Raw genomic sequence first — 12289 nt, 5'->3', positions numbered from 1 at the left:
GGAATCGTCATGGACATGTTGAAAAGAGCCTATTTCCTGAACCGCGAATGTTCGTGGCTGAGCTTCAACCAGCGCGTCCTCAAGGAATCGACGCGCGAGGAGAATCCCCTGTTGGAGCGCCTGCGCTTCATCGCCATCGCCTGCTCGAACCTCGATGAATTCTTCATGATCCGCGTCGCCGGCCTGAAGCACCTCGTCGCGAGCGGCGTCGCGCACAAGGACATCGCGGGGCTTTCTCCCGGCGAGCAGATGCTCGCCGTCTCGCGCCAGGCGCACCGCCAATACCGCGCGATCTATCGCTGCCTCGCTCTCGTCACCCGAGAACTCGCCGCAGAGGGAATAGGCTTCGTGCGCCCCGAAGAGCTGACGGGAGAGCGAGCGCTGTGGCTCGCGGAGCTTTTCGAGCGCGAGATCTATCCCGTCGTCACGCCCATGGCGCTCGACCCCGCGCACCCCTTTCCCTTCCTCGCGAGCCGCAGCCTGAACCTCGCCGTGAAACTTCGCCGTGCGGGCGAAAGCGCCGAGCATCTCGCCATCGTTCCCGTGCCCGCGCCCGTGCTCGACCGCCTGTGGAAACTGCCGGGCGAGCCGACCTTCCTCTTCTTGGAGGACATTCTGCGCTTCTTCGCCGCACGCTTCTTCACGGGCTGGGAAATCGTGCAGACGGCGGCCTTCCGCCTCACGCGCGACGCCGACCTCGACATTCGCGACGACGTCGAAGACCTCTTGGCAGAAGTCGAGAAATCGCTCGAAAAAAGGCGCAAGGGCGCAGCCGTGCGCCTTGAAGTCGCCGAGGACTTTCCCGCCGATCTCCTCGATTTCCTCAAGGAGCAGCTTTCCCTAGAAGAAATGGATGTCTACCGTGCGAAAGGCCCGCTCGGCGCGGCCTTCTTCGCCGCGCTCGCCAATCTCGCGGGTTTCGACCGCCTGCGCTACCCGCGCTTTTCCCCGCGCCCGGCAGAGCTTGCCGCCGAGGGCGACATCTGGCAGGCGATTGAAAAAGACGACATCCTCGTGCACCATCCATTCGACTCCTTCGCCATCGTGGAAGACTTCCTCGCCCGTGCCGCCGCCGACGAGCGCACGCTTGCCATCAAGCAGACGCTCTACCGCGTCGCAGGCGACTCACCCATCATCGCCGCGCTCGAAGAGGCCGCGAAAAACGGCAAGCAGGTCACCGTGCTCATGGAGGTCAAGGCGCGTTTCGACGAGGAGAACAACATCCTCATGGCGCGTCGCCTCGAAGAGGCTGGCTGCCACGTCATCTACGGAATCTTGGGGCTCAAGACGCACTCAAAGATCACGATGGTCATACGGCGCGAAGAAGACGGCATCCGCCGCTACTGCCATCTCGCGACGGGCAACTACAACGGCGCGACGGCGAAGATCTACACCGATGTCGGCCTCTTCACCGCCGAAGTCCTCACGGGCGTCGACGCCTCGGCGTTCTTCAACTTTCTCTCGGGCTTCTCCGATCCGCCCGTCTGGAATCGCCTCGCCGTCGCCCCGCTGACGCTCCGAGAGCGTATCACCGAAAGCATCGAGCGGGAAATCGCGCACGCCAAGCGGAGCGAACGCGCCTACATCGCGGCGAAAATGAATTCGCTCCTTGACCGCTTCATCATCGCCAAGCTCTACGAAGCCTCGGCGGCAGGCGTTGAAATCGACCTCATCGTGCGCGGCATCTGCGTGCTGCGCCCCGGACTCAAGGACGTCAGCGAAAACATCCGCGTGCGCAGCATCGTCGGCCGCTTCCTCGAACACAGCCGCATCTTCTGCTTCTATAACGGCGGCAAGGAGGATGTCTTCCTCTCGTCCGCCGACTGGATGCCGAGGAACCTCAACAACCGCATCGAACTCATGACGCCCGTGCGCAAAAAGGCGCACAAGAAGCGCCTGCTCGCGCTCCTTGCCACATACCTTGCCGACAACACGCGCGCCTGGCTCATGCAGCCCGACGGCAGCTACCGCCGCGTGCGCCGCGCCAAGGGCGAAAAACCGCGCGCCGCGCAGGAAGAGCTGATGAAATAATTTCGTTGTGACACTCTGGTTGCTCAGACGGGAAGAAACTGCTATAATGAACCGAAATATCTAGTTATAGAAAAAGTTTCAAGTCTAAAGACCCAAGAGGAGAAAATGAATGTCCAACAAGAAATTCTCGCGCCCATCCTTGGCGCTTTTTACAGCCATCGCCTTGAGCGGTGGCGCTTTCTTTGTACCGTCCTTCGCCTCTGCTGCGGATGTGACGATCGACAGCACGCATCCGCCCCAGAGGAATGTGCCGAACCCCGATGATCCCAGTACGCCGAACAGTGCGGCGAGTGTCGGGACGGGCAGCGAGGATGCGTCGGGCAACAGCCTGACGGTCGATCGGTATCAAGAGGGTCCGCTGAGTGTCTTCGGCGGCGTCGCCCGAGGTACGGGAAACGCCGACGGCAATACCGTGCGCATCAAGGGCGCGACGACGGAGATCGCCTCCGTCTATGGCGGCGCGGCATGGGGCATAGGTCATGCGAGAGAGAATCGGGTTCGCTTCGATGCGGGGACGATGTCGTTTGCCGAATGGCTGGTCGGCGGCTACGTCGGACGCAGCGGCACGGCGGAAGAAAACACCGTCGAGGTAAACGGCGGCAAGACGGAGTCTCTTTACGGCGGCTTTTCCAACAGCAGGAATGCGGCGGGGCAAATCCAGAAGAATCATGTTGTCATTCGAGGCGGGACGATTGCGGGAAAGGTCTACGGTGGCGCGTTCGGCGGTGCGCATGCCACGGGCGATGTGACGCACAACACGGTCACGATCACGGGCGGCACGCTGAAGAAAGCGGTATGCGGCGGATCGCTTGAAAAAGCAGATTCCACAGGCAATGTGGCGCACAACGAGGTCACCGTCGCGGGCGGCGTCTTCCGCGGGGACGTCTACGGCGGCTATACGCGGCGTGGCGGCGTCTTGACGGGGAATATCGTCACGATCACGGGCGGCGAGCTGAACAACGTCTATGCTGCGCATTCTGCGGGCAATGTCAGCGAGATCAAGGGAAACGTCGTCAATCTCGGCGACGGGAAAAATGAGATGAAGGCGGGTTACCGGATCGCGAAGTACATCTTCGGTGCATCGGGCGGCAATCGTGCATCTTATGCGGGCAATACGCTCAACGTCAAGGCGAGTGCACGGGCGAAGAACATCGTCAATTTCGACAAGGTCAACTTCTATTTTACTGATACGCTGCAGCCGCGTCTCACGCTGCGCGATTCGATGGGTACGAAGTTCAAGAGCCTCAAGGACATCGCCATCTACGGCTCGCCGAGCACCCCCTCGGGCACGCTGATCGAGAACAACACGTCGGGCGGCATCGTCGTGCGCGACGGCGTGAACACGGTCGTACGAACAGGCGATACGGTGGAGGTCACGCTGGAAAAGGACGCGACGGGCAGGAAGATCCTCTATTCGCGCTTGATCTTCAAGGGCGCGACGACGGCTGAGAGTGACGGCACGCATATATGGGGCGGCCGCTCTGCCATCGGCAACACGACGACGGGCAACGACGTTGCGCTCGCAAGCGGCAGCTATGCGAATGCCTTCGGCGGCTGGACGACGGGCACAGGCTCGGACGCCGCCGCCGACAAGCTCGGCGACAGCACGGGCAACAAGATCACCGTTAGCGGCACGGCAAATGTCACGGGCACGGTCTACGGCGGCTATACCGATGCCGCAGGCGGCAGGGCGCGGGGCAACACCGTCACGATTGAGAGTGCCGTGCACGACGTCGTCGGCGGCGAAGGCGCGGGCGAGGCGTCGGGCAATACCGTGGACATCCGCGCGAACGCGGCAGCCGTCACGGGCGGCAGATCCATGGGCGCGGCGTCGAACAACATCGTGAACCTCGGAAATGTCACGGTCACCTCCGTCACGGGCGGCGAAGGTGCAACGACAAACAACAACGAAGTCCATCTCAACGGCAATGTGCGAGTCGCAGGCGCAATCAAAGGCGGTTCGCAGGCAAGCGGTACGGGCAACACGCTCAGCATCAAGGGAAGGGGCAACAAGGCGGGGGAAATCACTGGCTTCCAGAAGCTGACCTTCGATGCCGCAGGCCTTGCCAAGGATGATACGATGCTCGAAGTCACAGGCACGGGTGAGACTGACGTCGATTGGGCAAGCCTCACGGCGACGGGCACGGCGGCGAAGCCGCTCACGCTTCTCAAGAACGAGCAGGGCATCAACCTCGCGCACTACACGGGCGCGGCGAAGTCCGAGACGGGCGATGAGGCGGAGACGAACATCGACGTTCGCAAGTCGGGCGCACGCATCACCGCCATCACCTACGAGGGCTATCGCTTCAAGGGAGCGACACAAGCGACGCGAGAAGGAAGAGACGCCTACGGCGGCCGCTCCAAGGCGGGCAATTCGACGCGCAAAAACGAGATCGCGCTTTCGAGCGGCACACATGCGAACGTTTATGGCGGCTGGACAAGCGGCGTAGGCACGACGGCTGCGGACAAGGGCGCGAGCTATGAGAACAAAGTCAAGATCAGCGGCACGGCAAATGTCACGGGCACGGTCTACGGCGGCTATACCGATGCCGCAGGCGGCAAGGCGAGGGGCAACACCGTTACGATTGAGAGTGCCGTGCACGATGTCGTCGGCGGCGAAGGCGCGGGCGAGGCGTCGGGCAACACCGTGAATATTCGAGCGAACGCTGCAGCAGTCACGGGCGGCAGAGGCGCAGGTGCGGCGTCGAACAACCGCGTGACGCTCGGAAACATTACTGCCACTAGTGTTGTAGGAGGCGATGCCGCGACGATTGCAGAGGGCAACGCCGTCAGCATGGACGGAACGACCGTCACGAATGATGTCATAGGCGGCAGAGGTGCGGCGGCAAATGGCAACACGGTCGACTTGAAGGACGCAGCTGTCAACGGCGCGGTCATGGGCGGTCATGGCACGGTACAGAGTGACGGCAATATCGTCAGCTTGCAGAATGCGATGGTCAACGGCGCAGTCACAGGCGGCCATGGCACGGCGACGAACAGCAACATCATCCATCTGCGCAACACTGTCGTCAACGGCATCGTCACGGGCGGCACGGCGTCGGGCGGCATGGGCAACACGCTCGCCGTCTACTACAGTGCAGGCACATCCTCGATCCATGATTTCAAGGGGATCGAGAACCTCCGACTCGATGTCGAGGATGCCCCGACCGACGGCACGGCGCATACCTTGCTCAAGCTCACGAATGTCAGCGGCGGCAGCAAGAATCTCACGAACATGACGCTCGACTTCCGTCGCAGCGGCGCAGCAAGGAAACTTCAGGCAGGTGATTCATTCACGCTGTTGGAGAACGCGAACGGCAAGATCACCGTTGGCGAAGGTGTCACGATGAAGGGGACGGACGGCATCGCACACGACTGCCTCTTTGCGATTGCGCCCGACAAGGCGCATCCTGAGAAACTCCGGGCGACCGTGACCAAGACGGGTGTTGGCGAGACGGCGAAATCCCCCGTGGAGACGCGTGCGGGTCTCGCGAATTTCGTCAACCAAGGCGCGGACTATCTTGTGGAAATCGGTTTTGCCGCCGCTGAGCTGAGCGCAGAAAATGCAAGTGCCGACGATGCGGCAGAGTCTCGCGCATCTGCCAAGGACACGCAGCGCAGGACGGCTGCGTCAGATCCGGCGTCCTATCATCTATGGGCAGGCGCAGGAGCCAATGCCATGCGTGTGGAGAGCGGCTCCCACGTTGACTCCAAGGGCTGGAATCTCGGCGTTGGCTGGGCGCGTGAAGATGCGGCGAAGGACGGCACGAAGCGACTCTTCAGCCCCTTTGTCGAATACGGACGCAGCACCTATGATTCCTATCTCGACAACGGCGCACATGGCAGTGGCAAGCTCAGCTATCTTGGCCTCGGCGTCATGGGCAAGCTGACGCAGCAGGGCGGCCTGTGGTTCGAAGCCTCCGCACGCGCAGGCCGCGCCAAGAGCGACTACAGCCTGCACGGCGAGAATGCAGAATATGACGGCTCGAATGCCTACTATGGCATCCACCTCGGCGTCGGCAAGACCTTTGCTCTGCAGAAGGGCATTTCCCTCGACGCCTATGTGCGCTATTTTTGGTCGCACCAAGACGGTATGTCAGTGAAACTGCGCGGCTCGGGCGACGCCTATGACTTCGCCGATGTCGACTCGCATCGCCTGCGCCTCGGCCTCCGCTACAGCAGGAAGGACAGGAGCACGGGCGAGTGCTACGCTGGGCTGGCCTGGGAGCATGAATTGGGCGGCGAGACGAGTGCGAGCGTCGGCGGCGACGCAGCGCCCAGCCCGAGTCTCAAGGGATCGAGCTATATGCTCGAACTCGGCTATCGCTTCCTGCCGCAAAATAGCCGCGTCAGCTATGATTTCCACATCAATGGTTGGCAAGGAAAGCGCAAAGGATTCAGCGGCGGCGCCGCTGTCCGATGGGCATTCTGACCGCGTGCAGGTTTTTCCGATGGAAACCGTATGACATCCTTTGTGGAGGTGAGGATGCCCATCGAATCGCATCAAATTTATTTTTCGAGCAGGGAAACGCATTCTTTTAGAGAATCCAAATAATAGAAAGGTCTTGCGGGAAAACTGTATTGGGAGGGATGTATCATGCGGAAAATCTTCTTGGTTCTCGTTTGTGCCTTGCTGCTTCTGCCGGCAAGTCTGGCGGGGGCGGAACCGGCGACGGGCGCACCGGCAGAAGCTGCGCCTGCGGTCGGCATGGAGGCGCGGCTGAAGCTCCTCGAAGGAGATTGGCTCAGTCCCAAGGGAACGCTCATCTTGGAGATTCAAGGGCAGAAGATCAACGGCTGTGAGATCACGAAGTACGAAGATCTCGTTGACCGCTCGACCATGGGCACGACGGTATTTTGGATCGTCGAAGAAGAAGGCGAGCGCATGATGCAGCTCGACTGGCGCATCCAAGGCGACGATAGTGACTACATCTTCCTCGACGGCAAGCTCAAGCTGCACCGCGATGGTGCCTTGTAGGGCAGGACGTACGGCGGCAAAAAAACAGGAGCACAGACCCCGAGGGGGCTGTGCTCCTGTTTTTTGTTTGCTTCTTTGAAGCCGCTTGCTTTAAGCGGGGGATTAGAAGCGATAGGTGACCTGCGCCCTTGCGAAGTTGCCGAGCTTGAAGGTCTCGGGGCCATGCAGGGTGTCGCGCTGGTTTGTGCTCTTGGCGTCGAAGGTGTAGAAAAGTTCCAAGAGCCAGTTCTTCGCGGGGACGTAGCCGCCGCCGATGGAGAAGCTCTCGATGCCGTCGAGGTAGCGATCGGGCAGGTAGTCCGTACCGTTGCCGCCGAAGAAGGAGCCGTGCTCGAAATGCTTGTAATCCACGAACGCATTCCATGTGCCTGGCTTGTCCATATCGGCTTCGCCGATGTCAAGACGCGCCGTCCAGAAGGTCGGCACACCGCCGTCCTGGTGTCCTCGCGGCGTGAAGATGTCGGTACGCGCGGGATGATCGAAGGTCGAATGACCGTTCATATACTTGCCGAACGCGGAGCGATTCTGCCCGTAGTCGAAGGAAACGGCGGTCTTCTTGCCGATCTGCCACTTGGCACCGACACCGATGACATTCGCGAGTTGGTCGAACGTATGCTCATCGTTGCCCGTGCCGTTCGCTGCGAGAATCGTATGGCTCTTATCGCCGACGGAGCGCAGATACCATGCCGTCACGCCGAGATTCGGCGCAAGCTCTTTTCTGACCTGCAGGTAGAACGCCTTGTCGATCGGCGGGATATCGTCCTTTTCAAGGACGACGCCCGTCGTCTTGATGAGGTTGCCGACAACATTGCCCAAAGAAGCGCGAGGCAGCTTGTTGCCGGATTCAGCCTCCGATACGATCCTATTAAGAATATCAAGATACTCATAGCCCATCTGGCTCATATTGGCTAAGCCGTAATTGCTGTTCGCATCTGCAGAAGGCTTTTGGTAAAGTTCCTCTTTGAAGAACTTTAGGACATCGACATTCGTAAGCTTATATTTGTACGGGCTGGGTTCACCCCATTCATATTTATCTTCGTAGGTGCCAACCACGCCGTCAAATGTATAATCGTCGGATTTCGTTGTCCAATCGCTTGAGGATTTCCCCCGCCCGGAAGACAGCTCCCAAACCTCGCCCAAGGACTGACTCGTAGGGTTTCCCTCAGAATCGAATTTGTAGTCTCTCCAGTTTTCCCGCGCCCTGTATTCCGCAATCTCTTTATAGGTGCTTTCCACTTCCGCAGAATGCTTCTGGAAATACGAGCCATCGGACTGCAATGCGTCGGGATCGGTCGGCTTGATGGAAAATTTCTTTTCCATATCCCTTGCCCACGCCTTGCCTGCTGGGGTGGTTTCTCCCTCGGGACCGTTGAAATTCACCGGCGCCTTCTTGATCTTTACATTGCCATGCGAATCTTTGATCCTATAGTAGACATAGGAACCAAACGTCGGCGGGCGCAGCGGAATGGTTTTCTTCGCAAGATCGCTGCCATACGCCTGATTGACGATGGACTGCATGCGCTTCAATACTTCCATCTTCGCCTCCATTGTGGGAGCATCTTTGAGCTGCTGATAGAAGTACAGATTCTGCGTCTGCGCCGTATCGCCTGCCGCCTTCGCAGCAGCATATGCCTGATTGCCGGCATCAGCTGCATGCGCCGAATCCGTCACATCCCGATCAAGACCAAGGAACTCGGCGGCTGTCGGCGGACGATAGAACGTCTGATTTGTCACATGCGTATATGCTGTATCGGAAACGCCCGTCGAGTGCTTGAATGTACCGAAGCCCAAGCGCACCTGCATATCCTTCGCGGTATTCGTATAGACGGCACGCACGCCGTCGTATTCCTTGCCGAACCAATAGCCCGTGACGCCCATCGGCTCTTGGATGCGACCGAGCGCGAACGTCCAATCCTTCGCCTTGTGCGTCAGCGCCGCACGTTCCAGTCGTGCTTCATTCAAGCCTTTGTTATCGGGCAGACTCTGTGCCGTATCGACATCGCCTCTGCCCGACAGGCTGCCGACGACGGTGAGATCGGTGTTCTCGCCGAGACGTGCGCTTGCGCCGACACGCACGCGCTGCTCAAACGCATGACCGTCCGCATCAAGCATATTCTTCTGCGCTGTTTCGCTGACGGAAGAATTCTCTGTATACGTTGACTGCGGGCGATTCGTGCCGTTGTGCGCGTTCCAACGCATCTGATAGTCGCCGAAGAACTCGATGCCTTCCTTGCGGCTCTCATCGAAATCTTTGAGCAGGAAGCCCTGCAGGCGCGGCACTTCGTCCTCCGCTGTTTCGTTGAGCGCAACGGGTGAGCCTGCCGCCTTTCTGACCTTCTTCTTCCATGCCGTATCGAACTTGAAGTTCGCGCCGAAGCGATAGATGCGCTCCTGTGTCGCACGGTCGTCGTCACGGTGATTGAAGAGATTGTTGACGCCGAAGTAGACCATCGCATCGGGCGAAAGCTGCTTCTGGATCATGATGTTCCAAATGCCAAAAGTCTTACTTTGATATGCGTGCTTCTGGTCGAGCGCCAAGCCGCCCTTCAGATAGTCCGTCCAATAGTTTGCACCATTCGCAAGCGTATTGCTGTCGAGCATATCGATATAGTAATCGCCCCAGATCTGACCGCTCCAACCGTATTGCTTGTTTTCGTAGGCAAACGCGATGTCGATCTTATGCTTCGGGCGGTCAAGAAGCCGATCCGGCATCAAGGGATCCGTCTTATTGAGTGCATAGAGCCATGTATAGCCGAGCTTCACATTCCAGAAGGGACTGAGCTTGTGACTCACTTCTGCCTCAAGACCCGTGATCTCTGCCTGTCCGATGTTCTTGAAGCTGTAAATCAAATCCGGCGCACGCATCCATTTTTGGTTTGGATCCTTGATATACGGTGCAAAATCAAGAATTTTTCCTGTGTAGTAAACAGACATGTAATCGCGGATGCGGTTGTGGAAAATGCCGACACGCGCATACGTATCCTTTGTTTCCCCCTCGATGCTCATGTCAATATTGAAAGATTTCTCAGGCTTGAGATTGGGATTGCCTGCCCACCACCAGCCCATTTTTGCGTCACCGCCGCCAAAAAGTCCGGGAAGCGGTGTACTGGCATACATCTCCCAGTTATACCAAAGCTCGCCCATGCCCGGCTCCGTATAGCCCGTGCCGATGTTCGCCTTGAAGCGGCGATGCGGATTGCCCGCGATGTTGTGCGTGATGCCGAGGTTGCCCGAGATATTCGTGCCGAAGAGACTGCTGTAATCAAGGCGCAAAATCGGCGAGAAGATCGTATTCTTCGACATCTGCCAGGTATCGCCAACAAACAGATTGTAGCGTTGAATCGTACCGCTACCGACGGTAATGCGCTGGTCGCGATCCCAATATTCTTCGAGGAACATTTTCCCATTCAGAGTAGGCGTATACTGATCATTCTTATCCGCACGATCTATTCCCTTTTTGAAATACTCTCCGACGATGTTGCTGCCGGGATAAGCGGCACCGTTATGCCGGCTCTTATATTCGTCATTCAATTTTGACTCAAGCTCATCATAGTCCGCTTTAAGATTGCTCCGTGCAATGTCTGTAATCTTGCGTGAGCCGACATAGAGATCGTAGTAGTAATCCTCCGAAAGTATTCCTTTCTGGAATTGATACTTTGTAAAGTCATCATAGGTAAGCTTCGGATTATAGCCGATACCGGTCTCATCGTCGTAGTTATAATATTCAAGCTCTTCCTTCCAACGAGGATTTCCCGTATAGTTCTTAGGAAAGGCATAATCGTGAATATGCGACCAAATATAATTGGTGTTATCTTCGCCGCGCATCAGGCGATCCTTTTTGTCAACCAGCAGACTTTTGTCATAATCCCACGGGTCGATGTGGCGCGTCGAGATGTTCGGTGAACTCTTGAGACGGCTGCCCTCTCCGGACTCCTTCGTATAGCCGAAACCGTAGCTGAGGAGATGCTTGTCACTCAGCTGCGTATTTGCCGATGCCTTGAGGTCAAACTGACTGTGATCGACGTTGTCAACGTAGCGCAGCTCGTTCTTTCCCTCATAAACCGACTTGCCCGCATAGTTGATCAGCGATACATCATCTTCTTTGATCGTCGTATAATTGAACTCAACATTCCAATCGCTGATCTTGTTCATGCCGCGCCAGCCGAGGTTGTATGCGTCGCGTCCTGTCTTGCGTTTGAAATGCTGCTGCGGCTCAAGGTCGGAGTCCGTCCGCTTGATGATGCGGCTGAGATCTTCAGCATAGTGGTCAACGCGGAACTCAAAGGAGTTGTTCTTATTGGCATCGTAGGTGCCTACAAGACCGACCGTCGCCGTATCACCGTAGAAACGCAGCGCATTCGGCTCAAAGTCGAGATCAGAGCCGCTCATGCCAGTTTTCTTGCGCTCCCTGCTCGCGTACACAGGCATGACTTCGCGCTTGCTGCCCGAAAGGCCGATACGGAACTTTCCCATGTCGCCCGAATCGGCGCGCAGGAAGAAGTTCGTATAGGGGATCGTGTGATCGTCGTCGGCGCGGCGCATGCTCTCGACGTTGAACTGCACACCCGGCTCATGCTGCGCCTTCTTCGTGATGATGTTGACGACGCCGCCGATGGCGTCCGAGCCGTACTTCGCGCTCGCCGCGCCCTGGATGATCTCAATGCGCTCGACGTTCTCCGTGCCGAGACGCATGACTTCGTCCGCCGCGCCCGAATATTTCGCCAGATCTCCCAGGACGGGCTGTCCGTCCACGAGAATCAGCGTGTGGCGCGGCTCTGCGCCGCGAATCGAGATGCCGACGCGCCCCATAGCGTCGACCGTGCGCGAGACGCCCGTCTCGGAGAAGATGATGTCTTCAACGGCTTTCGCCTGTTTCTTCTCAATATCTTCCTTGGTGATGATCGTCTTCTGCTGCGACTCGTACTTCGCTTCTTCCTGCGCCGCCTGCGCTTCGACGTCAACGGCTTCCGTCTGGACGCGCTGTGTCTCCTGGGGGGGGGCATCTTCTGCGTGCGCCGCACTCAAAGGCGCCGCCAGCCAAAGTGCCACGCCCAGCGAGAGCAGTTTGTAATCGCGAAGACGGAATCTCTTCCTTGCCATGCTGTTTCCTCCTTGGTAAGTATGAAATAAAATGCAGTCTCTATTATAAAAGAAAACAAAAATGAATACAATTACAAAGTTAGAGTTTTATCAATTAAAAAAATATAATTATTATCCGTCTGCACCCTTCGGGCTTGGTTTCTTGGACTTTCATCGGAAATTCACTTGCCTTGCGAAAGA

General features: G+C 57.9%; 4 protein-coding genes. 3 read left to right on the top strand and 1 reads right to left on the bottom strand.

From position 1 onward, the window contains the following. Positions 1-9: 9 nt before the first annotated feature. From ppk1 to SELSP_RS10535, 3 genes are all read left to right on the top strand, one after another. Positions 10-2031 (top strand): polyphosphate kinase 1, encoded by a 2022-nt coding sequence (gene ppk1, locus SELSP_RS10545; protein WP_006193931.1) that lies wholly within the window; start codon positions 10-12, stop codon positions 2029-2031. A 109-nt stretch (positions 2032-2140) separates the two neighbouring features. Next, positions 2141-6463 carry an autotransporter outer membrane beta-barrel domain-containing protein gene (locus SELSP_RS10540; RefSeq protein ID WP_006193932.1) on the top strand — a complete coding sequence of 1441 codons (4323 nt, stop codon included), beginning with the start codon at positions 2141-2143 and terminating at the stop codon, positions 6461-6463. Positions 6464-6628: 165 nt separating this feature from the next. After that, positions 6629-7009 (top strand): hypothetical protein, encoded by a 381-nt coding sequence (locus SELSP_RS10535; protein WP_006193934.1) that lies wholly within the window; start codon positions 6629-6631, stop codon positions 7007-7009. 102 nt (positions 7010-7111) lie between these two features. Here the strand turns inward: SELSP_RS10535 and SELSP_RS10530 are convergent, their stop codons facing one another. Then, positions 7112-12109 (bottom strand): TonB-dependent receptor plug domain-containing protein, encoded by a 4998-nt coding sequence (locus SELSP_RS10530; protein WP_006193935.1) that lies wholly within the window; start codon positions 12107-12109, stop codon positions 7112-7114. Positions 12110-12289 lie beyond the last annotated feature (180 nt).

It is taken from the genome of Selenomonas sputigena ATCC 35185 (assembly GCF_000208405.1).
Lineage (GTDB): Bacteria > Bacillota > Negativicutes > Selenomonadales > Selenomonadaceae > Selenomonas > Selenomonas sputigena.
This window is presented reverse-complemented; position numbering and strand designations above follow the sequence as displayed.